The sequence below is a fragment of the Clavibacter vidaverae genome, assembly GCF_047529985.1.
GTDB lineage: Bacteria > Actinomycetota > Actinomycetes > Actinomycetales > Microbacteriaceae > Clavibacter > Clavibacter nebraskensis_A.
The window spans coordinates 643,788-665,223 of the sequence record NZ_JBLJAM010000001.1 but is presented as its reverse complement, the minus strand read 5'-3'; the positions used below and the strand labels follow the sequence as shown (position 1 = coordinate 665,223).

Sequence of the window (21,436 nt, the reverse complement as noted above, 5' to 3'; positions counted from 1 at the left end):
TCCCGTGAAGGCCATCCGCCGATTCACCGTCCGCGCCGTCCTCCCGGAGGAGCTGTCCGCGCTGGACGAGCTCGCCGGGAACCTCCGATGGTCGTGGTATGAGCCCACCCGCCGCGTGTTCGCGCACGTGAGCCCCGAGCTCTGGGAGGGCACGGGCCACGATCCGGTGGCGCTGCTCGGCGCGGTCGACCAGGAGCGGCTCCGCGAGCTCGCGGCCGACGAGGGCTTCGTCGCGTGGGCCGAGGAGCAGCGCGAGGACCTCCGCGCGTACGTGCGGGAGCCGCGCTGGTACCAGTCGCTCGAGGGGGACGTGCCCGAGGCGATCGGCTACTTCTCGCCGGAGTTCGGGATCGCCGCCGCGCTGCCGCAGTACTCCGGCGGCCTCGGGATCCTCGCGGGCGACCACCTGAAGAGCGCGTCCGACCTCGGGGTGCCGCTCGTGGGCGTCGGCCTCTTCTACCGCTCCGGCTACTTCCGCCAGGGGATCTCCTCGGACGGCTGGCAGCAGGAGACCTACCCCGTGTTCGACCCCGACGGCCTGCCGCTCCAGGTGCTGCGCGACGCCGACGGGCAGCCCGTGCAGGTCACGCTCGCGCTGCCCGCCGACCGCACGCTGCACGCGCGCATCTGGCAGGCGCGCGTCGGCCGGATCCCGCTGCTGCTGCTCGACACGGACGTGCCCGAGAACGACGACGACCTCCGCGGCGTCACCGACCGCCTCTACGGCGGCGGCGGCGAGCACCGGCTGCACCAGGAGCTGCTGCTCGGCATCGGCGGGGTGCGGGCCATCGCGGCGCACGCGCGCGTCACCGGATCGCCCGTTCCGCGTGTCTTCCACACCAACGAGGGCCACGCGGGCTTCCTCGGGCTCGAGCGCATCTCGTCCCTCATCGCGGACGGCCTCGACTTCGACGAGGCGCTGCAGGTCGTCCGCGCGGGCACCGTGTTCACGACGCACACGCCCGTGCCCGCGGGCATCGACCGGTTCGACGTCGGGCTCGTGCGCGCGCACGTGACCGACGCGCTCCTGCCCGGCGTGCCGCCCGCGCGGGTGCTCGCGCTCGGCGCGGAGGCGCACGACGGCGGCGACCCCGGCGTCTTCAACATGGCGCTCATGGGCCTCCGGCTGGCGCAGCGCGCGAACGGCGTCTCCCAGCTGCACGGCGAGGTCAGCCGGGGGATGTTCGCCGGGCTCTGGCCGGGGTTCGACACCGAGGAGGTGCCGATCACGAGCGTGACGAACGGCGTGCACGCGCCGACGTGGACGGATCCGATGCTCATGTCGCTCGCGAGCGAGCGCCTCGGCACGTGGGACACCACCCAGGCGGACTGGTCGTCGCCCGCCGTGACCGACGGCGACCTGTGGGACGTGCGCGGCCGCATGCGCCGCCAGCTCGTCGCCGACGCCCGGCGCCGCGTGATGCGCGCCTGGCGCGAGCAGAACCCGGGCGGCGTGGAGCCGGACTGGCTCGACGACGTGCTCGACCCCGAGGTGCTCACCATCGGGTTCGCGCGACGCGTGCCCACGTACAAGCGGCTGACGCTGATGCTGCACGACCGGGAGCGCCTCCGCGGCATCCTCACCGACCCCGACCGGCCCGTGCAGATCGTGGTCGCGGGCAAGTCGCACCCGGCCGACGACGAGGGCAAGCGCCTCATCCAGGAGCTCGTGCGGTTCGCGGCCGAGCCGGAGATCCGCGGCCGGCTCGTGTTCCTGCCCGACTACGACATCGGCATGGCGCAGTTGCTCTACCCGGGCACCGACGTGTGGCTCAACAACCCGCTGCGGCCGCTCGAGGCGTGCGGCACGTCCGGCATGAAGGCGGCGCTCAACGGCGCGCTCAACCTGTCGATCCTCGACGGCTGGTGGAACGAGTACTTCGACGGCGGCAACGGCTGGGCGATCCCGTCGGCCGACCGCGCGCACGACGGCGCCGAGCGCGACGCGCTGGAGGCGACCGCGCTCTACGACCTCATCGAGAACCGGATCGCGCCGCTCTTCTACGAGCGCGACGCGGACGGCGTGCCGGCGGGCTGGGTGCACGACATCCGCCACACGCTGCGGACGCTCTCGCCCGAGCTCAGCGCCGACCGCATGGTGCGCCAGTACGTGGAGCGGCTGTACGTGCCGGCCGGGCGTGCGCAGCGGATCGTGGCCGCCGACGACCACGCCCGCGCCCGGGAGCTCGCGGCGTGGCGCGGCCGCGTCGAGGCGGCGTGGCCGTCGGTGCAGGTCGCGCACGTCGAGTCGGAGGGCGTGGGCCAGCAGGCGCAGGTCGGGGACGAGCTGCGCGTGCGCGCGTGGGTCGCGCTCGGCGGGCTCGGCGCGGAGGACGTGACGGTCGAGGTGGTGCACGGGCGGACGGGCGAGGGCGACGTGCTCGTCGACGTCGTGCGGCACGAGCTCCAGCCCGTCGGCGGATCCGGCGGGCAGCAGGAGTACGCGGGCAGCGTGCGGCTCCCGAGCGCGGGGCCGTTCGGCTACACCGTGCGCGTCGTGCCGCGGCACGAGCTGCTGGCGTCGAGCGCGGAGCCGGGGCTGGTCGCGGTCGCGAGCTGACGGCGGCGGCGCGCGCGGGTGGATCCGGGCGCGCCGACGCCGATCAGGCGGGGGTCGCGGTGAGCTTCGCGGCGAGCACCTCGGCGAAGCGCGCGTACCCCCTGTCGTTCGGGTGGTTGTCCGGGCCCATCCAGCCGTACGGGTCGGACGCGCCCTCGCCCACCATGCGCGGGATGTACGCGCCGATCTCGAAGACGTCGGCGAGCGGATCCGCGGACGCCGCGTCCCTGAGCGCGCCGATGTAGTCGGCCCACGTCGTGCCGCGGATCGGCAGCGTCGTGCGCTCGTACGGCGGCGTGAAGAGGATGGGCGCCTCGCTGACGGTGCGGATCAGCTCGATGAGCACGGCGGCGTCCGAGCGCACCTGCTCGGGCGTGCGGACGACCACGTCGTTGATGAGGTGCTCGGGCATCCAGAGGTCGAGCTCGAAGCGCGGGGCCGAGCGGATCCAGGTGCTCACGCCGTCGGGCCGCGCCTTCTCCGACAGCTGCCACAGCTGCGAGCCGGAGTTGCCGCCCTCGATGACGTGGATGCCGCGGGTCTCGTCGCCGTCGAAGAGCCAGGCGCCCTCGAGCTCGGGCTTCCCGCCCGCCCACGCCACGGTGATCTCGTGCTCGGCGGAGTCCATGCGCGGGCTCGTCCAGGTGAGCGAGCCGCCGGCGTCCGCGCGGACGGTCTCGGGCGCGCCGTCGTCGACCTGCACCGTGATGGCCGCGTCGAGGCCCGGCGCCCACCAGCACACCTCGGCCGACGTCATGCGCGCGCGGTAGGTGCCGGGGCCGGACGCCTCGGTGAGCGGCACGACCCGGCGCCCCCAGCCGTGGCGGCCAGCCGCGGTCGTCGTCCCGGGGAAGGAGAAGCCCTGGTCGGCGGGCACGGTGATCTGGTGCCGCGACGCGATGTAGTCGAGGCCGCCGCGCGCGCCGGACGGGTGGGCGGCGCGCAGGCGGTCGCGGAGCTGCGCCGGGTACGCGTGCTGGAGCGTGGTCGCGCCCTGGCCCTCGGCGATGCTGTCGCCGAGGACGCCGATCGTGAGGCGGCGCTCGCGCACCCGCTCCCGGAGCGCGAAGAAGCCCGCGAGGGCGTCGTCGGGGGCGTAGGTCATGGGCTCGATCGGCGGGCCGCCGGACGCGGTGACGGCGGGCGCGGGCGGATCGGCGGGATCCGCCGCGGGGGAGCCGGTGGCGCTCGCCGTCGGATCCGACGGCCGCGGTGCGGTGGTGCAGCCGGCGACGGCGGCGACGGCGGAGAGCGCCGCGAGACCGCCGCCCGCGACGAGCGCACGGCGGGTCAGGGTGAGGGTGCGGCGCCGGGCGGCGGGATCCGCGGGCGCGGGGCGATCGGCGGGCTCGGCGGGGTGCTCGTCGGTCATGGCGGCGTCCTCGTTCGTCGGGCGCGGTGCGCGCGGCGGATCGTGCGGGTCCGTCCAGGAGAGCACACGGGCAGCCGGCGGCGCGAACCCGCGGCGGCCCCCGTCCGGGCTGCGACGGGGGCGTCCGGGGGTCGGCGCTCAGCCCGCGCGGTAGATCCGCACGGCCGGCCCGTCGACCTCGACGCGGTCGCCGGGCGCGTCGTCCGTCGTGACGACCTCGGGCCGCTCCCACTCGCTGGTCCAGAGCAGGCGCCAGGCCGTCACGCCGTCGTGCTCCGGCAGCACGACCTCCTGCCGGGTCTCGAGGCCGTGCACCACGACGAGCACGCAGCTCGGGTCCTCGGTCTCGGGGGTCGAGGTCGTGATCCACTGCAGCGTGCGCGTGCCCGTCGAGCCCCACGCCTCGTCGGTCATGGGCGCGCCGGAGGCGTCCCGCCAGGCGAGGACCGAGGCGCTCGGCACGCGCGCGTCGGGCGACGCGTAGCGGACGGGACGGAGCGCGGGGTTCTCCCGCCGGATGCGGAGCAGGTGGCGCGTGGTCGCGTGCAGGTCGAGCCGCCAGGCGTCCTCGTCCCAGTGCATCCACGTCGCCTCGTTGTCGAGGCAGTACCCGTTGTTGTTGCCGCGCTGGGTGCGGCCGCGCTCGTCGCCCATGGTGAGCATGGGGATCCCGGCCGAGACGAGGAGCGTGCCGAGCACGTTGCGCGACGACCGGCGGCGGGCCGCGAGGACGGCGGCGTCGCGCGTCGGCCCCTCCACGCCGTGGTTCCAGGAGCGGTTCGTCTCGGTGCCGTCCCGGTTGGACTCGCCGTTTCCGCTGTTGTGCTTGCGGTCGTAGGACGTGAGGTCGGCGAGCGTGAACCCGTCGTGCGCCGTGACGAACGAGACCGACGCGAGCGGTCCGCGGTCGGCGGCGAAGGTGTCCGAGGATCCGGCGAGGCTGGAGGCGAGCGCCCCCACCCCGTTCGGCGCGCGGCCCCAGCGGCGGGCCTCGGCGACGTCCGTGAGCCAGAAGTCGCGCACGCGGTCGCGGTAGCCGTCGTTCCACTCGCTCCAGCCGGATCCGAACCCGCCCGTGCGCCAGCCGCCCATGCCCACGTCCCACGGCTCGGCGATCATGAGCAGCCCTTCGAGCGCCTCGTCCTCGACGATGGCCCGCAGCAGCGGGTGCGCGGGGTCGAAGTCCACGTGCTCGTCGCGGCCGAGGGTCACGGCGAGGTCGAAGCGGAAGCCGTCGACGCCCATCACGTCGGACCAGTGCTCGAGCGAGTCGAGCACGAGGCGCTGCGCGTCCGGCCGGGACAGGTCGACGGTGTTGCCGCAGCCCGTCACGTCGATGGGCGTGCCGTCCGGCGTGTGGCGGTAGTAGCGCGAGCCGTCGATGCCGCGGAGGCTCGTGACGGGCCCGTCCGCGCCCTCCTCGGCGGTGTGGTTGTAGACGACGTCGAGCACGACCTGGATCCCGGCGGCGTGCAGCGCGTCGACCATGCCGCGGAACTCCGCCGCGACCGCGTCCGCCCCCGCGTCCCGCGACGCCCGCGTGGCGTACGGCGCGTGCGGCGCGAGGTAGGCGAGCGTGTTGTAGCCCCAGTGGTTGATGCGGCCCTGCGCGCGCAGCCGCTCCTCGCTCGTGGAGGCGTGCACGGGCAGGAGCTCGACCGTCGTGATCCCGAGGTCGACCAGGCGCTCCACGGCGGCCGGGTGCCCGAGCCCCGCGTACGTGCCGCGGACCTCCTCCGGCAGCCGCTCGTCGAGCTTGGTGAAGCCGCGCACGTGCAGCTCGTAGAGCACCTGCCGGTCGCGGGGCACGACCGGCCGCGCGGCGCGGCGGGCCGCGCGCTCGTCGGCGGGGACGTCGCTCGTGACGACCGAGCGCCACGCGGCCGGGCCGACCTGCACGAGGGCGCGTGCGTACGGATCCAGCAGGTGGCGCGTCGGGTCGAAGGAGTCGCCCGGCGCGGGGTCGCCGTCGACGCGCACCGAGTACGCGGTGCCCGGGACGAGCCGCGCGCTGGATCCCGTCCACACGCCCTCGTCCCCGCGCTCCATCGCGACGACCTCGGCCACGCGGCGCGGGTCGTCGACGGACGAGACGGTGAGCTCCACGGCGGAGGCCCCGTGGCTCACGAGGCGGAGCGTGCCGCCCTGGTCGGAGAGCGTCAGCCCCAGGGGCACGGGCGGTCCGGGGCGCGGCATGCGACCTAGGGTAGGGGGCATGACGGTCTACCTGGACCACGCCGCCACGACCCCGATGCGGCCGGAGGCGATCGCGGCGCTCGCCGGGGCGCTCACCCTCGTGGGGAACCCGTCCTCCATCCACTCGCACGGCCAGGAGGCCCGGCGGGTGCTCGAGGAGGCGCGCGAGCGGATCGCGGGGGCGCTCGACGCGGACCCGGTCGAGGTCGTGCTCACGTCCGGCGGCACCGAGTCGGTGAACCTCGGGATCAAGGGGCTGCACGGCGCGCGCGTCGCGGCGGACCCGCGGCGCACCCGCATCCTCGTGCCCGACGGCGAGCACCACGCCACGGTGGACACCGTCGAGTGGCTCGAGCACCGCGGCGCCGTCGTCGAGCGGCTGCCCATCGACGCGCTCGGCCGCATCGATGTCGACGCCGTCCGCGCCGCGCTCGCCGCCGACCCCGGATCCGTCTCCCTCCTCACCTTCCTCGCCGCCAGCAACGAGGTCGGCACGATCCAGCCGGTCGAGGAGCTCGCGGCGCTCGCCGCGGCCCACGGCGTCCCCGTGCACGTGGATGCGGTCGCGGCCCTCGGCCACATGCCCGTCCCGTTCCGGCGCTGGCGCGAGGCCGGGGTCTCGGCCGTGAGCGTCTCGGCCCACAAGGTCGGCGGGCCCGTCGGCAGCGGGGCCCTCGTGCTGGCGCGGCAGGCGACGGTGGATCCGCAGATCCACGGCGGCGGCCAGCAGCGGCAGGTGCGCTCGGGCACGCAGGACGCCGCCTCCGCGGTCGCCTTCGCCACGGCCGTGACCCTCGCGGTCGCCGAGCTCGACGCCGAGCGCATCCGCCTCGCCGCCCTGCGCGACCGCCTCGTGGAGACGGTGCTGCGCGACGTGCCGGGCGCGGTGCTCCGCGGCGACCCGGATCCCGCCGGACGCCTGCCCGGCAACGCGCACCTCACCTTCGCCGGCTGCCAGGGCGACTCGCTGCTGCTGCTCCTCGACATGGCGGGCGTCTCGGTGAGCACCGGATCCGCGTGCCAGGCGGGCGTGCCCGAGGTCTCGCACGTGCTCCTCGGCATGGGCGTGCCCGAGGACGAGGCCCGCGGCGCGCTCCGCTTCACGCTCGGCCGCACGACGACCGACGCCGACGTCGACGCGCTCCTCGCGGCGCTGCCGGACGCCGTCGCGCGCGCCTCCCGGGCGGGTCTCGCGGGGCGCGCGGCGCGTAGGCTCAGCGGGTGAAGATCCTCGCAGCGATGAGTGGCGGAGTCGACTCCGCCGTGGCCGCCGCCCGCGCCGTCGAGGCCGGGCACGACGTGACGGGCGTGCACCTCGCGCTCAGCCGCATGCCGGGCACGCTCCGCACCGGATCCCGCGGCTGCTGCACCATCGAGGACTCGATGGACGCGCGGCGCACGGCCGACCTGCTCGGCATCCCGTTCTACGTCTGGGACTTCTCGGAGCGCTTCGCCGCGGACGTCGTGGACGACTTCGTGGCCGAGTACCAGGCCGGCCGCACCCCCAACCCCTGCATGCGCTGCAACGAGCGGATCAAGTTCGCCGCGCTCCTCGAGAAGGCGCTCGACCTCGGCTTCGACGCCGTCTGCACGGGCCACTACGCCGACGTGATCCCGGGACCCGACGGCCAGCCCGAGCTGCACCGCGCGGCCGCGTGGGCCAAGGACCAGTCGTACGTGCTGGGGGTGCTCACGGCCGAGCAGATCGCGCACTCCTACTTCCCGCTCGGATCCACGCCGTCCAAGGCCGAGGTGCGCGCCGAGGCCGCCGCCCGCGGGATCCAGGTGGCGCAGAAGCTCGACAGCCACGACATCTGCTTCATCCCCGACGGGGACACGCGCGGCTGGCTCGCCGACCGCGTGGGCGCGGCGCCGGGCGAGATCCTCGACGGCGCCGGGAACGCGATCGGCACGCACCAGGGCGCCGCGGCCTTCACGGTCGGCCAGCGCAAGGGGCTCGCGATCGGCACGCCCGCCGCCGACGGCCGGCCGCGGTTCGTGCTCGAGATCCGGCCGAAGGACAACACGGTCGTGGTCGGGCCGCAGGAGGCGCTCGCGATCCGCGAGATCGCCGGATCCTCCTTCACATGGGCCGGCACCCCGCCCATGCGGCCGGACCAGCCGTTCGACTGCGACGTGCAGATCCGCGCCCACGCCGATCCCGTGCCCGCGCGGGCGGCGGTGTCGGAGGTCGACGGCATCATCGAGCTCGTGATCACCCCGCGAGAGCACCTCATCGGCGTCGCCCCCGGGCAGACCGCCGTCGTCTACGCCGGCACGCGCGTGCTCGGCCAGGTCACCATCGACCGCACCGTGAGCGCCGTCGCCGACGCGCGGCCGCCGATGCGCGCCGAGCTCGTCGGCGCGGCCGCGGGGGAGTGACGCGCCCATGAGCGACACCGCCACCGCCTCGCCCGCCGCGGACGACGCCGTCCCCGCCACCACGCCCCCCGAGGTTGCGGCCGCGTCCGCGCGCGTCGACGAGCTGCGCGCCGAGATCGAGCGCCACCGCGACGAGTACTACGAGGGCAACGCGAGCACCGTCAGCGACGCCGAGTACGACGCGCTCGTGCACGAGCTCGAGGCGCTCGAGGAGGCGCACCCCGAGCTCCGCAGCCAGGACAGCCCCACGCAGCGGGTCGGCGGCCGCGCCGAGACCACGCTCTTCGCGCCCGTCACGCACGCCGAGCGCATGCTCAGCCTCGACAACGTCTTCAGCGAGGAGGAGCTCGCCGAGTGGGCGGCCAAGGTCGAGCGCGACGCCGGCAGCGGCCGGGTCCGCTACCTCAGCGAGCTCAAGATCGACGGGCTGGCCATCAACCTGCGCTACGAGCACGGCGTGCTCGTCACGGCGGCCACGCGCGGCGACGGCGTCGTGGGGGAGGACGTCACGCGCAACGTGCTCACGATGGGCACCGTCCCCGAGCGCCTGGAGGGCAGCGGGCACCCGCCGCTCGTCGAGGTGCGCGGCGAGATCTTCTTCCCCGTCGCCGAGTTCGACGAGCTCAACGCCCGGCAGCTGGAGGTGGGCGAGCGCGTCTTCGCGAACCCGCGGAACGCCGCCGCCGGATCCCTCCGGCAGAAGGAGGAGGGCAAGAGCCCCGCGCGCCTCGAGCTCATGCACGCGCGCATCCGCCGCCTCCGCATGCTCGTGCACGGCATCGGCGCCTGGCCCGTCCGCGAGCTGGAGCGCGACGCGCACGTATCTGCGCAGTCGGAGGTCTACGGGCTGTTGAAGGGGTGGGGCCTGCCCATCTCCACGCACTTCCGGGTCTTCGACGACGTCGCCGAGGTCACGGAGTTCGTGCGGCGCCACGGTGCGCACCGCGCGGAGGTCGAGCACCAGATCGACGGCATCGTCGTCAAGGTCGACGACCTCGGGCTCCACGAGGAGCTCGGCGCCACCAGCCGCGCGCCGCGCTGGGCGACCGCCTACAAGTACCCGCCCGAGGAGGTCAACACGACGCTCCTCGACATCGTCGTCAGCGTCGGCCGCACGGGTCGGGCCACGCCGTTCGCGGTCATGGAGAAGGTCGAGGTCGCCGGATCCGAGGTGCGCCAGGCCACGCTGCACAACCAGCAGGTCGTGAAGGCCAAGGGCGTCCTCATCGGCGACACGGTCGTGCTCCGCAAGGCCGGCGACGTCATCCCCGAGGTGCTCGGCCCGGTCGTGGAGCTGCGCACGGGGAAGGAGCGGGAGTTCGTCATGCCCACGCTCTGCCCCGAGTGCCAGACGCCGCTGAAGCCGGCCAAGGAGGGCGACATCGACCTCCGCTGCCCGAACGCCCGCAGCTGCCCGGCGCAGGTGCGCGGCCGCGTCGAGCACGTGGCGTCGCGCGGCGCGCTCGACATCGAGGGCCTCGGCGAGGTCGCCGCGGCCGCGCTCACCCAGCCGCTCGAGCCCGAGGACCCCCCGCTCGAGACCGAGGCGGGCCTGTTCGAGCTCACGATGGCCGATCTCGTGCCCATCACCGTCGTCGTCCGCGACGCCGAGACCGGCATGGTCAAGGTGGACGAGAAGACGGGCGAGGCGAAGCGCGTCACGCCGTTCCGCCGCCGTCGACAGAAGCGCGACGGCGACTTCGACCCGGCCGACCCGTGGGGCGACGAGGACAGCGTGCCGTCGAAGTCCGCCGAGGTGCTCCTCGAGAACCTCGAGAAGGCGAAGACCCAGGACCTCTGGCGCATCCTCGTCGCGCTCAGCATCCGCCACGTCGGCCCGGTCGCCGCCCGCGCGCTGGCCAGCTGGTTCGGCTCGCTCGACGCCATCCGCGCCGCCAGCCGCGAGGAGCTCGCGGCGGTCGACGGCGTGGGCGGCATCATCGCCGACGCGCTGCTCGACTGGTTCGAGGTCGACTGGCACCGCGAGATCGTGGACCGCTGGGAGAGGGCAGGGGTCGTCACGGCCGTGCCCGGGCACCCGGGTCCCGGCGCCGCGGCGGCCGCGGGCGGCGTGCTCGCCGGCCTCACGGTCGTGGCCACGGGATCGCTCGAGGGCTACACCCGCGAGGGCGCGCTCGAGGCGATCATGGCGGCCGGCGGCAAGGCCGGATCCAGCGTGAGCAAGAAGACGCACTACGTCGCGGCCGGCCCCGGCGCGGGCTCCAAGCTCGGCAAGGCCGAGGCGCTCGGCGTGCGCATCATCGACGCCGCCGAGTTCCGCCTGCTCGTGGAGCAGGGGCCGGACGCCATCGCGCTGCCCGAGGCGGATCCGGCGCCCGACGACGCCGCGGAGGCCCCGGCCGTCGAGCCGAAGCCGAAGCGCACCCGGAAGCGCGCGACCGCCGCCGCAACCGCGGCCGAGGCGGCCCCGGAGACGGACGAGGCGCCGACCGACGCCGCGCCGGACGGAGGCGGGAACCCGGCCTGATCGGCCCTCCCGCCCGGCCCCCCGCGCCGATAGCATGGATGAGCGCGTCGGCGGGCCCGCCTCCCTCCGGCGCCGGCCCTCCCACGCCGGCTCACTGGGGGTCTCCGATCGTTCTCTCCCGCGCCCGCGTGGCGCTGATCGCCTCGGCCGTCCTCTGCGGACTGGTCGGGGCCGTCGTCGTCCCCGCCGACGGCGCCCGGGCCGCCGCGCGTCCGCCCGCCGTGCTCGCGGGGCCGGACGCCGCGGATCCCGCGACGGGCGCGCACCTGGCGAGCCCCGCCCGCGTCGTGACGCAGCTCCGCGACGCCCGCGTCTCCGACGCCGCGCTCCGCGGGACGTCGCCCGTCGCCCTGCTCGGGGCCCTGCCCGAGCTGGACGTGCCCGAGCTGCGCCGGCTGGCGCGCGCGATCCCGGCCACGGTCCGCGAGCTCATCCGCCGGCCGCCCGCGGTGTCAGGCGTCGCGGCCTGGTGGGCGGGCCTCGCGCCGGACGCGCGGCGCGACCTGGTGGCGGGCATGCCGGAGCTCGTCGGCAACCTCGAGGGGATCCCGTTCGACGTCCGCGACGCCGCGAACCGCCGCTTCCTCGACGAGCGGGAGCGCGAGCTCCACGAGTCGGCCGCGCGCACGCCGGGACGCGGCGCCCAGCAGGCGCTCGGCAGCGACATGCGGATGCTCGCCCAGGTGCGGGAGGCGCTCGAGGCCGAGCCGGGCGGCCCCGCGCGGTCGCTCCTCACGCTCGACGCCGTCTGGCCCGGCCGCGCGGGCGTCGTGATGGGCGACCTCGCCACCGCCGCGTACGTCGACATCGTGGTGCCCGGCATGTACTACCCGGTGACCGACCGGCTCGTGGACTGGACCGAGGTCACCGCCCGCCTGCAGGTCCAGCAGACGCGGCTGCTCGGCACGGGCGCGGGCGCCTCCGGCGGCGTGGCGGCCGTCGCGTGGATCGGCTACCGCACGCCCGACCTCACGGGCATCGCGACGCTCACCCTCGCCGAGGAGGGGGCGGAGCGCCTGCAGGACGCGATCCAGGGGATCCAGGGCCTGCGCCGCGACGATCCGCCGTACCTCACGGTCATCGCGCACTCCTACGGCTCGACGGCGGCCATGCTCGCGCTCTCCAGCGGGCGCGCGTCCGTCGACGCCCTCGCCGTCGTCGGATCCCCGGGCGGCGCGGTGCGCGAGGCGTCGCAGCTCGACGTGCCGGCCGGGCGGGTGTTCGTCGGCGAGGCGCCGTGGGATCCCGTGGTCGGCTCGTCGCTGTTCGGCCAGGACCCGGGGAGCCCGTCGTTCGGGGCCGAGCTCTTCGGCGTCGGGGGCACGGGCGGCCGGGCGGGCGTCTCGGCCGACGGCGCGCTGGCGGGCGCGGTGGGGCACAACAGCTACTTCGACCGCGGCACGGAGTCCTTCCGGAACCTCGCGCTGATCGGCATCGACCGGCCGGTCGCCTCGGTGGGCGCCGCGGACGCGAGCGGGCGCTAGCCGGGACCCGCTGCGGTCGCGCGCGGCGCCGGGTCAGCCGCGGCTGCGCTCGGCGTACTCCAGCCGCACGTCGTCGGGGCCGGCGGCGACGAGGTGCCCGTCGTGCACCTCGAGCGACGAGACCCGGGCGAGGTCCTGCAGGTAGCGCGCCTCGAGACCGCCGTCCTCGCAGGGCAGGGTGCCGGGCACGACCGCGCGGAGCATCCCGTCGCCCACGTCGCCGATGGGGCCGCGGTAGTCGTTGCAGGGTCCGCGTCCGCTGATCGCGCCGCCGCCGACGCGCATGGTGATGAGCGCGTCGCCCACCCCGAGGTCGCCCGCGGAGTCGGACGCCGCCACGAGGTGCCAGTTGCCGCGCACGTCGTGCACGGGGGCGCAGCCGGCGAGGGGCACGAGCGCCAGCGCGACGGCCGTCCCGACCGAGGCGGCGCGACCTCGTCCGGATCGGCGTCGGGCGGGGATCCGGGAGGCGGTCGGCATGGGGGTCACGCTAATAGAATCTCCCGGTACCCCCGCACACAGTCCTTTGGAGACGCATGTCCGACACCCGGCCCGAGCCCGCCGACGCGACCAGCGGGGACGACATCCCCCAGGCGCCGACCCCCACGGAGCAGATCAGCCGGGAGCAGGTGCAGCACCTCGCCGGTCTCGCGCGCATCCGCCTGAGCGACGAGGAGATCGACACGCTCACGGCCGAGCTGGGCCTGATCGTCGAGTCGGTCGCCAAGGTCACCGCGGTCGCGACGCCCGACGTCCCGGCCACGAGCCACCCGATCCCGCTGGTCAACGTCTACCGCCCCGACGTTCCGGGCGAGACCCTCACCACCGCCCAGGCGCTCGCGGGCGCACCCGAGCACGACGGATCCCGCTTCAAGGTGTCGGCGATCCTCGGCGAAGAGCAGTAGGAGCACCATGACCGACGACCTCACGCGCCTCAGCGCCTCCGCCCTCGCCGACCGCCTCGCCTCGGGCGACGTGTCGAGCGTCGACGCCGTGCGCGCGCACCTCGATCGCATCGACCACGTCGACGGCGACGTCCACGCGTTCCTCCACGTATCCGGGGAACGCGCGCTCGGGCGCGCCGCCGAGATCGACGCCCAGCGCGCCGACGGCCAGGCGCTCGGGCCGCTCGCGGGTGTTCCCATCGCCATCAAGGACGTGCTCTGCACCATCGACATGCCGTCGACCGCGGGCTCGCGCATGCTCGAGGGCTGGACGCCGCCGTACGACGCGACCGTGGTCCAGCGCCTCCGCGCCGCGGGCCTCGTGCCGCTCGGCAAGACCAACATGGACGAGTTCGCGATGGGCTCGTCCACCGAGCACTCCGCGTTCGGCGCCACGCACAACCCGTGGGACCTCGACCGCATCCCCGGCGGCTCGGGCGGCGGATCCGCGGCCGCGGTCGCCGCGTTCGAGGCGCCCGTCGCGCTGGGCTCCGACACCGGCGGATCCATCCGCCAGCCCGCCGCCGTCACCGGCTCGGTCGGCGTCAAGCCCACCTACGGCGGCGTGAGCCGCTACGGCGCCATCGCGCTCGCCTCCAGCCTCGACCAGGTCGGTCCCGTGTCCCGCACGGTGCTCGACTCGGCGCTCGTGCACGACGTCATCGGCGGGCACGACCCGCGCGACTCCACGTCGCTCACCGACGCGTGGCCGTCCTTCGCGGACGCGGCGCGCGCCGGGCAGCGCGAGGGATCCCTGAAGGGCGTCCGCGTCGGCGTCGTGAAGCAGCTCGACGGCGAGGGCTTCCAGGCCGGCGTCACGCAGCGCTTCCGCGAGGCGCTCGCGCTCCTCGAGCAGGCCGGCGCCGAGATCGTCGAGGTCTCCGCCCCGAACTTCGAGCACGCCATCGCGGCGTACTACCTGATCCTCCCCGCGGAGGCGTCGAGCAACCTCGCGAAGTACGACTCGGTGCGCTTCGGCCTCCGCGTGAACCCGCCCGGCGGCGGCACGGTCGAGGACGTCATGGCCGCGACGCGCGAGGCCGGCTTCGGCCCCGAGGTCAAGCGCCGCATCATCCTCGGCACCTACGCCCTGAGCGCCGGCTACTACGACGCGTACTACGGCAGCGCGCAGAAGGTCCGCACGCTCATCCAGCGCGACTTCGACGCCGCGTTCCAGCAGGTCGACGTGCTCGTCACGCCGAGCGCGCCCACGACGGCGTTCAAGCTCGGCGAGAAGCTCGACGACCCGCTGGCCATGTACCTCAACGACCTCACGACGATCCCCGCGAACCTCGCGGGCGTCCCCGGCATCGGCCTCCCCATCGGGCTCGCGCCCGAGGACGGCCTGCCCGTCGGGATCCAGTTCATGGCGCCCGCCCGCGAGGACGCGCGCCTCTACACGGTCGGCGCCGCCCTCGAGCAGATCCTCGAGCGACAGTGGGGCGGGCCGCTGCTCGCCAAGGCCCCCGAGCTCGCGCGCGCCGCGCGCCGCACCACGGACGGAGACACGCACTGATGGCCAAGGCAGACCTGATGGACTACGACAAGGCCATCGAGATGTTCGAGCCCGTGCTCGGGTTCGAGGTGCACGTGGAGCTCAACACGCGCACGAAGATGTTCTCCGACGCCCCGAACTTCTTCGGCGGCGAGCCCAACACCAACATCACGCCGGTGGACCTGGGGCTCCCGGGCTCGCTGCCCGTGGTGAACGAGCAGGCCGTGCGCTACTCGATCAGCCTCGGGCTCGCGCTCGGCTGCGAGATCGCGCCGAGCTCGCGCTTCGCCCGGAAGAACTACTTCTACCCGGACCTCGCGAAGAACTACCAGATCAGCCAGTTCGACGAGCCCATCGCGTTCCGCGGCTCCGTCGAGGTCGAGATGCCCGACGGCCGCATCGTCACGGTGCCGATCGAGCGCGCGCACATGGAGGAGGACGCCGGGAAGCTCACGCACGTGGGCGGCGCGACGGGCCGGATCCAGGGCGCCGACCACTCCCTGGTCGACTACAACCGCGCGGGCGTGCCCCTCGTGGAGATCGTCACCGACATCATCTACGGCGCCGAGGCGGAGGCGCCGGAGCTCGCGAAGGCGTACGTGTCGACCATCCGCGACATCGTCGTGGCCCTCGGCATCTCCGACGCGAAGATGGAGCGCGGCAACCTCCGCTGCGACGCGAACATCTCGCTGAGCCCGCGCGGATCCGGCAAGCTCGGCACGCGCACGGAGACGAAGAACGTCAACTCGCTCCGCAGCGTCGAGCGCGCCATCCGCTACGAGATCCAGCGCCAGGCGGCGATCCTCGCCGCGGGCGGCACGATCACGCAGGAGACGCGCCACTGGCACGAGGACACCGGCCGCACGTCGGCTGGCCGTCCGAAGAGCGACGCGGACGACTACCGCTACTTCCCGGAGCCCGACCTGCTGCCCGTGCAGCCGAGCGCCGAGCTGATCGAGGAGCTGCGGGCCGCGCTGCCCGAGTCGCCCGCGATCCGCCGCCGCCGGCTCAAGGCCGAGTGGGGCTTCACCGACCTCGAGTTCCAGGACGTCGTGAACTCGGGGCTCCTCACCGAGCTCGTCGACACGGTCGAGGCCGGCGCCGCACCGCAGGCGGCGCGCAAGTGGTGGACGGGCGAGATCGCCCGCATCGCCAACGCGCGCGGCGTGGACGCGGCGACGCTCATCACCGCGGAGCAGGTCGCGTCCGTCATCGAGCTGGTCGAGGCCGGCACGCTCACGAACCGCCTCGCGCGCGACGTGATCGAGGGCGTCATCGACGGCGAGGGCACGGCGCAGGAGGTCGTGGACGCCCGCGGCCTCGCGGTCGTGTCCGACGACGGCCCGCTCATCCAGGCCATCGACGAGGCGCTGCGGGCCCAGCCCGACGTGCTCGCGAAGATCCGCGACGGCAAGGTGCAGGCCGCCGGCGCCGTCATCGGGGCCGTGATGAAGGCCATGCGCGGCCAGGCGGACGCGGCCCGCGTCCGCGAGCTCGTGCTGGAGCGCGCGCAGGCCTCGTGACCGCGACCCTCGTCGCGCGCGGCCTCGCCGGAGGCCACGGGCACCGCACGCTGTTCTCCGGGCTCGACCTCACGGTCGCGCCCGGGGACGTCGTGGGCCTCGTCGGCGCGAACGGCGCCGGCAAGAGCACGCTGCTCCGGCTCCTCGCCGGCGTCGACGCGCCGCAGGACGGCCGCGTGCTGCTCTCGCCCGCCGACGCGTTCATCGGGTGGCTGCCGCAGGAGCACGAGCGGGTCCCCGGCGAGACCGTCGCGGGCTACGTCGCCCGTCGCACGGGGTGCGCCGAGGCGTCCGCGGAGCTGGACCGCACGGCGGTCGCGCTCGGCGAGGGCCTGCCCGGTGCCGACGACGCGTACGGCACCGCGCTCGACCGCTGGATGGCGAGCGGCGCGGCCGACCTCGACGAGCGCCTCCCGGTGACGCTCGCGGAGCTCGGGCTCGACCTCGATCCGGAGCTCGCCACCGCCGGGCTCTCCGGCGGCCAGGCCGCGCGCGTGGCCCTGGCCGCCCTGCTCCTCAGCCGCTTCGACGTCGTGCTCCTCGACGAGCCCACCAACGACCTCGACCTCGACGGGCTCGCGCGCCTGGAGTCGTTCGTGCGCGGCCTCCGCGGCGGCGTGGTGCTCGTGTCGCACGACCGCGAGTTCCTCGCGCGCTGCGTCACGACCGTCGTCGAGCTCGACCTCGCGCAGGACAGCGTCCGCGTCTACGAGGGCGGCTACGACGCGTTCCTCGAGGAGCGCCAGGTCGCCCGCCGCCACGCGCGCGAGGCGTACGAGCAGTTCGCGGACACGAAGGCCGACCTCGTGTCCCGCGCCCGCACGCAGCGCGAGTGGTCGTCGCAGGGCGTCCGCAACGCGATGCGGAAGGCGCCCGACAACGACAAGATCCGCCGCAAGGCCTCGGTCGAGTCGAGCGAGAAGCAGGGCCAGAAGGTCCGCCAGATGGAGAGCCGCATCGCGCGCCTCGAGGAGGTCGAGGAGCCGCGCAAGGAGTGGGAGCTGGCCTTCACCATCGGGCAGGCGCCGCGCTCCAGCGCGGTCGTCGCGACGCTCCGCGAGGCGACCGTCACGCGGGGCTCCTTCACGCTCGGGCCGGTCTCGCTCCAGGTCGACGGCGGCGACCGCATCGGCATCACGGGACCGAACGGCGCCGGCAAGTCGACGCTCCTCGGCCTGATCCTCGGCCGCATCGCCCCCGACGCCGGCGACGCGTCGCCCGGCCGCAGCGTGCAGGTGGGCGAGATCGACCAGGCGCGCGCGTCGCTGCGCGGCGAGCTGCCGCTCGCGGAGTCGTTCGCCGAGCAGGTGCCCGACATGTCGCCCGCGGAGGTCCGCACGCTGCTGGCCAAGTTCGGCCTGCGCGCCGACCACGTCACGCGCCCCGTCGACGGCCTGTCGCCGGGGGAGCGCACGCGCGCCGGGCTCGCGCTGCTGCAGGCGCGCGGGGTCAACCTCCTCGTGCTCGACGAGCCGACCAACCACCTCGACCTGCCCGCCATCGAGCAGCTCGAGCAGGCGCTCGAGGGCTACGACGGCACGCTGCTGCTCGTCACGCACGACCGGCGGATGCTGGACGCCGTGCGCCTCGACCGGCACTGGCACGTGGACGCGGGGCGCGTCACCGAGTCCTGACCGCCCGGCCGGGCCCGGCCCGGCCGCGTCGCCTACTGGTAGGTGACGAGGTCGGGCACGGGCGAGACCTCGCGCATCGTCTGCTCAGGGGTGAGCATCGGCTTGTCCTCGTCGATGAAGTTCTTCCAGCCCCAGGCGATCCCGGCGGGCGCGTCGGCGTGCAGGGCCCGCCAGGTGGCCTGCTTGTCGGGCTGGCCGCCCTGCCCGTCGGCGTGCACGAGCATCGCGAGCTCGGGGTGCGACATGTCGATGGAGGCGCGGTCCTGGATCATGCTGAGCCGGAACTGGTGCAGCACGAGCATCTTCTGCGGGAGGCCCTTCTCGCGCACGAGGCCGGCGAGCCAGTCGGTCGTGGCGTCGACCTCGGCGGCCGACACGCTGCCGATCTGCTTGAGCGGCACCTGGTCCGGGCCGAGCCGCCACTCGGGGTCGAGCGCGAGGCCCACGCCCGGCTGCGCGAGCACGGACTCGTAGCGCTTCGCCTGCGTGAGGAAGTCGGTGCGGCCGGGCTGCAGGTCGATGACGACGTAGACACCCGCATCCCGCGCGGCGTCGATCCAGGGCTGCAGCGTCTCGACCGGCACCTCGGCGGAGTAGTCGCCGTCGGGCCCGGCCGCCCCCGCGGCGACGGTCGCGATGAGCTCGAACATGGGGATCACGGGCTCGTCCGAGTACGGCCGGTACTCGGCCGCCTGCGCCTTCGCGCGCGCGACCGCGTCCGCCGGGCCCTGCTCGCCGAGGACGCCGAGCGCGCCCGTGCCGGCCGCGCCGTACAGCGCGACGTAGCGCTTGCCCGGCAGGACGAGCTGGCCGCCGCCGGGGAGCTGGTCGCCCGTCGCGGCCGTGCGGATCCGGCCCTCGAGCGAGGCGTCGCCCGCGTACGCGGCGCCGACGGCGATGGTACTGGTCGCGCCCGCGTCGTGCAGCGCGGTGACGGCGTCGGCCGAGGCGCGCGGATCGGGGGTCGCGTCGGGCACCACCGTGACGCCCACCCCGGCCGCGCGCGCCGTGGCGACCGCGGCGAGGGACGACCCCGCGTCGGTGGCGAGCGCGTGCGCGCCGGGGAGGGCGGCGGCCGGAGCGGTGGACGGCAGGCCGGAGTCGGCGGATCCGGCGGGCGATGCGGGGCTCGCGTCGGCGGCGGCGTCGGGCGCGGCGAGCCCGGCCACGCGCGAGACGGCGGCGGCGGGATCCGCGTCGGCGGCGTCCGCCACGTCCGCGCCCGTCACGCGCGCCACGTCGGCCGCGTGGTCGGCGCGCACCACCGTCGTCGCGTCGGGGAGGCCGGCGGTCGCGTCGTCGGCGAGGTCGCCGACCGCGAGCACGCCGGAGGAGCCGAGGCGCTGGATCTCGGGCTGCGCGCCGGCGCCCGCGACGATCAGCGGCGCACCGAGCGCGACGGCCGCCTCGGCTCCGAGCTCCTGGGCCGCGACGTCGCCCGACGGCGCGAGCACCGCGACGGGGGAGGAGCGGAAGAGGCTGCCGCTCATCGCGACGGACGCGCCCGAGTCGTCGGCGTCGCCCACCACGGTGAGCGGCGCGTCCGGCGCGGCGGTCACGGGCCGCTGCACGTCGGGCGCCTCGTCCTGCGCGGTGCACGCGCCGAGGCCGACGACCAGGCCGGCGGCGACGATCAGGGAGACGGCGGCGCGGAGGGACTGGGGGAGGCGGAGCGGGGAGGACACCCCGACACGCTACGGGACCTCGGCGGGCGGCGGGCGGATGCGAGGACCCCCGGCGGACGCCCGGGCGTGGCGGCCGCGCGGGCGTCCCGGACGGGCCGGGTACCGTGGTCGGGTGACCGCCCTCCTGCCGCCGACCCTCCTGCCGACGACGATCGCCGGGGCCCGCCCCGCCGCGACGGGGGAGGATCCGCTCCAGGGCCTCGACGGGCTCGTGGGCGCCGCCGCGCGCGTGATCGAGGCGCTCGGCGAGGCGGGCGTCGGCGCCATGACCTTCATCGAGACGGTCTTCCCGCCCATCCCCAGCGAGGTCGTGCTGCCGCTCGCGGGCTTCGTCGCCGCCACCGGGCGCATGAACCTCGTGCTCGTCATCATCGCGAGCACCCTCGGCGCCTACCTCGGCGCGCTCCTGCTCTACTGGCTCGGGCGGAAGGCGGGCGAGGAGCGCACCATCCGTGTGCTCTCCAAGCTCCCGCTCGTGGAGCGCCACGACTTCGAGGTCGCCGCCGCGTGGTTCCACCGGCACGGCCGCTCGGCCGTGTTCTTCGGCCGGCTCGTGCCGGGGGTCCGCAGCCTCATTTCGCTGCCCGCGGGCGCGGCGGGCATGCACCTCGGCACGTTCAGCTTCTACACGATCGCCGGCAGCGGGCTCTGGAACGGCGCCCTCATCGGGCTCGGCGCGGCGCTCGGCAGCCAGTACGAGCTCATCGACCGGTACGCCCAGTACCTCGACTACGCCGTCTACGGCGTGCTCGGGATCCTGCTGCTCCTGCTGGTCGGGCGCGCGGTGCGCCGCCGCGTCCAGCAGCGTCGCCAGGACGGCTGAGGCGCGCGGTGCGCCGCCGCGTCCAGCAGCGTCGCCAGGACGGCTGAGGCGCGCGCCCGGGCGACGCGCACGGGCCTCCCACGGCTCTCCCTGCCGCGCCGGATAGCGTGACGCACGGCTGATGCGGTCGGCGACGCGCGCCGATCCGGCCCCTGCGAGAGGCACCACCATGGGATTCCTGGACAGGCTCCTGGGCCGCGACGAGCAGCCCGCCGAGCGACGCGACCGGTCTGCCGCGGGCGCGCCGCGCGAGCGCAGCGCCGACGAGGTCGCCGTCGAGCGCTACCGCTACCTCCTCCGCACCGCGCCGCCCGAGAGGATCGAGGAGGTGCACCTCGAGGCCTTCCAGAAGCTCACACCCGAGCAGCGCGAGATCCTCTTCCGCCAGCTGAGCGCGGACGCCGCCGAGGGCGACGCGCCCCTCGACGATCGCCCCGAGTCGCTCGCCCGCTCGGCCACCCGCTCCGAGATGCGCGCGCCCGGCACCCTCGAGCGCACGCTCGGCCCGCGCGGCGGCCTCGCGGGAGGCGGCGGGGGCGGCATGGGCATGGGCGGCATGATCGCCGGATCCATGCTCGGCACCATCGCGGGCGTCGTGGTCGGCTCGGCCATCGCGCAGGCGCTCATCCCCGACGCGGTCGGCCAGGACGCGGCGGCAGCCGACGGCGGCGACGCGGGGACGGACGGGAGCGACGCGGGTGCCGACGGCGGCGCGGACGCGGGCGCTGCGGATGCCGGCGGCGCCGACGCGGGCGCCGGGGACCTCGGCAGCGGTGACTTCGGCGCGGGCGACTTCGGCGGCGGCGCCGACATGGGCGGCGGCGACTTCGGCGGCGGCGACTTCTTCTAG

At 75.4% G+C, this 21,436-nt stretch carries 15 protein-coding genes; 11 read left to right on the top strand and 4 right to left on the bottom strand.

Annotation, left to right across the window (positions count from 1 at the left end; translation table 11 throughout):
• Positions 1-4: 4 nt before the first annotated feature.
• Positions 5-2,560, top strand: coding sequence for an alpha-glucan family phosphorylase (gene glgP / locus ACMT9T_RS03085; protein ID WP_414744185.1), 2,556 nt, complete (start codon positions 5-7; stop codon positions 2,558-2,560).
• Between the two features lie 43 nt (positions 2,561-2,603).
• On the opposite strand, the gene ACMT9T_RS03080 is transcribed toward glgP, so the two are convergent.
• Positions 2,604-3,932 (bottom strand): SGNH/GDSL hydrolase family protein, encoded by a 1,329-nt coding sequence (locus tag ACMT9T_RS03080; RefSeq protein ID WP_414744184.1) that lies wholly within the window; start codon positions 3,930-3,932, stop codon positions 2,604-2,606.
• 138 nt (positions 3,933-4,070) lie between these two features.
• Positions 4,071-6,128, bottom strand: a complete 2,058-nt coding sequence (locus ACMT9T_RS03075) for a glycogen debranching protein (protein WP_414744183.1) — start codon at positions 6,126-6,128, stop codon at positions 4,071-4,073.
• Between the two features lie 19 nt (positions 6,129-6,147).
• Between ACMT9T_RS03075 and ACMT9T_RS03070 the strand changes: the two genes are divergently transcribed.
• The 4 genes from ACMT9T_RS03070 (at position 6,148) to ACMT9T_RS03055 (ending at position 12,482) form a co-directional block, all read left to right on the top strand.
• The gene (locus ACMT9T_RS03070) at positions 6,148-7,353 is read left to right on the top strand and encodes a cysteine desulfurase family protein (protein ID WP_414744182.1); all 1,206 of its coding nucleotides are present in this window, start codon (positions 6,148-6,150) and stop codon (positions 7,351-7,353) included.
• The gene (mnmA, locus tag ACMT9T_RS03065; RefSeq protein ID WP_414744181.1) at positions 7,350-8,510 is read left to right on the top strand and encodes a tRNA 2-thiouridine(34) synthase MnmA; all 1,161 of its coding nucleotides are present in this window, start codon (positions 7,350-7,352) and stop codon (positions 8,508-8,510) included. The genes ACMT9T_RS03070 and mnmA overlap by 4 nt, the downstream gene beginning before the upstream one ends.
• Positions 8,511-8,517: 7 nt before the next feature.
• Positions 8,518-10,998 (top strand): NAD-dependent DNA ligase LigA, encoded by a 2,481-nt coding sequence (gene ligA / locus ACMT9T_RS03060; protein ID WP_414744180.1) that lies wholly within the window; start codon positions 8,518-8,520, stop codon positions 10,996-10,998.
• A gap of 128 nt (positions 10,999-11,126) precedes the next feature.
• Complete coding sequence (locus ACMT9T_RS03055; protein WP_414744179.1) at positions 11,127-12,482, top strand: alpha/beta hydrolase; 1,356 nt, start codon at positions 11,127-11,129, stop codon at positions 12,480-12,482.
• Between the two features lie 33 nt (positions 12,483-12,515).
• On the opposite strand, the gene ACMT9T_RS03050 is transcribed toward ACMT9T_RS03055, so the two are convergent.
• A complete protein-coding gene (locus ACMT9T_RS03050; protein ID WP_414744178.1) occupies positions 12,516-12,962 on the bottom strand; it encodes an META domain-containing protein in 447 nt (148 codons plus the stop codon).
• A 56-nt stretch (positions 12,963-13,018) separates the two neighbouring features.
• Here ACMT9T_RS03050 and gatC point away from each other — a divergent pair, with 56 nt between their 5' ends.
• From gatC to ACMT9T_RS03030, 4 genes are read left to right on the top strand one after another with little or no spacing between them, the layout of a single operon-like run.
• Positions 13,019-13,387 (top strand): Asp-tRNA(Asn)/Glu-tRNA(Gln) amidotransferase subunit GatC, encoded by a 369-nt coding sequence (gene gatC, locus ACMT9T_RS03045; protein ID WP_414744177.1) that lies wholly within the window; start codon positions 13,019-13,021, stop codon positions 13,385-13,387.
• A gap of 7 nt (positions 13,388-13,394) precedes the next feature.
• On the top strand, positions 13,395-14,942 hold the full coding sequence (gatA, locus tag ACMT9T_RS03040) for an Asp-tRNA(Asn)/Glu-tRNA(Gln) amidotransferase subunit GatA (RefSeq protein ID WP_414744176.1): 1,548 nt from the start codon (positions 13,395-13,397) through the stop codon (positions 14,940-14,942).
• Positions 14,942-16,444 (top strand): Asp-tRNA(Asn)/Glu-tRNA(Gln) amidotransferase subunit GatB, encoded by a 1,503-nt coding sequence (gene gatB / locus ACMT9T_RS03035; protein ID WP_414744175.1) that lies wholly within the window; start codon positions 14,942-14,944, stop codon positions 16,442-16,444. The genes gatA and gatB overlap by 1 nt, the downstream gene beginning before the upstream one ends.
• Entirely contained in the window at positions 16,441-18,078 is a 1,638-nt protein-coding gene (locus tag ACMT9T_RS03030) for an ABC-F family ATP-binding cassette domain-containing protein (RefSeq protein WP_414744174.1), read from the top strand. Before gatB ends, ACMT9T_RS03030 begins: the two co-directional genes overlap by 4 nt.
• 32 nt (positions 18,079-18,110) lie before the next feature.
• Here the strand turns inward: ACMT9T_RS03030 and ACMT9T_RS03025 are convergent, their stop codons facing one another.
• Positions 18,111-19,763: a hypothetical protein gene (locus tag ACMT9T_RS03025; RefSeq protein ID WP_414744173.1), complete on the bottom strand. Its 1,653-nt coding sequence runs from the start codon at positions 19,761-19,763 to the stop codon at positions 18,111-18,113.
• A 112-nt stretch (positions 19,764-19,875) separates the two neighbouring features.
• Here ACMT9T_RS03025 and ACMT9T_RS03020 point away from each other — a divergent pair, with 112 nt between their 5' ends.
• The gene (locus tag ACMT9T_RS03020) at positions 19,876-20,586 is read left to right on the top strand and encodes a DedA family protein (protein ID WP_414744172.1); all 711 of its coding nucleotides are present in this window, start codon (positions 19,876-19,878) and stop codon (positions 20,584-20,586) included.
• A gap of 169 nt (positions 20,587-20,755) precedes the next feature.
• Complete coding sequence (locus tag ACMT9T_RS03015) at positions 20,756-21,436, top strand: hypothetical protein (protein ID WP_414744171.1); 681 nt, start codon at positions 20,756-20,758, stop codon at positions 21,434-21,436.

Bases quoted from the DNA above. Each gene is read 5' to 3' on its own strand.
- ACMT9T_RS03070 (WP_414744182.1), top strand. From the start codon at position 6,148: ATGACGGTCTACCTGGACCACGCCGCCACGACCCCGATGCGGCCGGAG.
- gatA (WP_414744176.1), top strand. From the start codon at position 13,395: ATGACCGACGACCTCACGCGCCTCAGCGCCTCCGCCCTCGCCGACCGC.
- ACMT9T_RS03050 (WP_414744178.1), bottom strand. From the start codon at position 12,962: ATGCCGACCGCCTCCCGGATCCCCGCCCGACGCCGATCCGGACGAGGT.
- ACMT9T_RS03080 (WP_414744184.1), bottom strand. From the start codon at position 3,932: ATGACCGACGAGCACCCCGCCGAGCCCGCCGATCGCCCCGCGCCCGCG.
- gatC (WP_414744177.1), top strand. From the start codon at position 13,019: ATGTCCGACACCCGGCCCGAGCCCGCCGACGCGACCAGCGGGGACGAC.
- ligA (WP_414744180.1), top strand. From the start codon at position 8,518: ATGAGCGACACCGCCACCGCCTCGCCCGCCGCGGACGACGCCGTCCCC.
- ACMT9T_RS03015 (WP_414744171.1), top strand. From the start codon at position 20,756: ATGGGATTCCTGGACAGGCTCCTGGGCCGCGACGAGCAGCCCGCCGAG.
- gatB (WP_414744175.1), top strand. From the start codon at position 14,942: ATGGCCAAGGCAGACCTGATGGACTACGACAAGGCCATCGAGATGTTC.
- ACMT9T_RS03075 (WP_414744183.1), bottom strand. From the start codon at position 6,128: ATGCCGCGCCCCGGACCGCCCGTGCCCCTGGGGCTGACGCTCTCCGAC.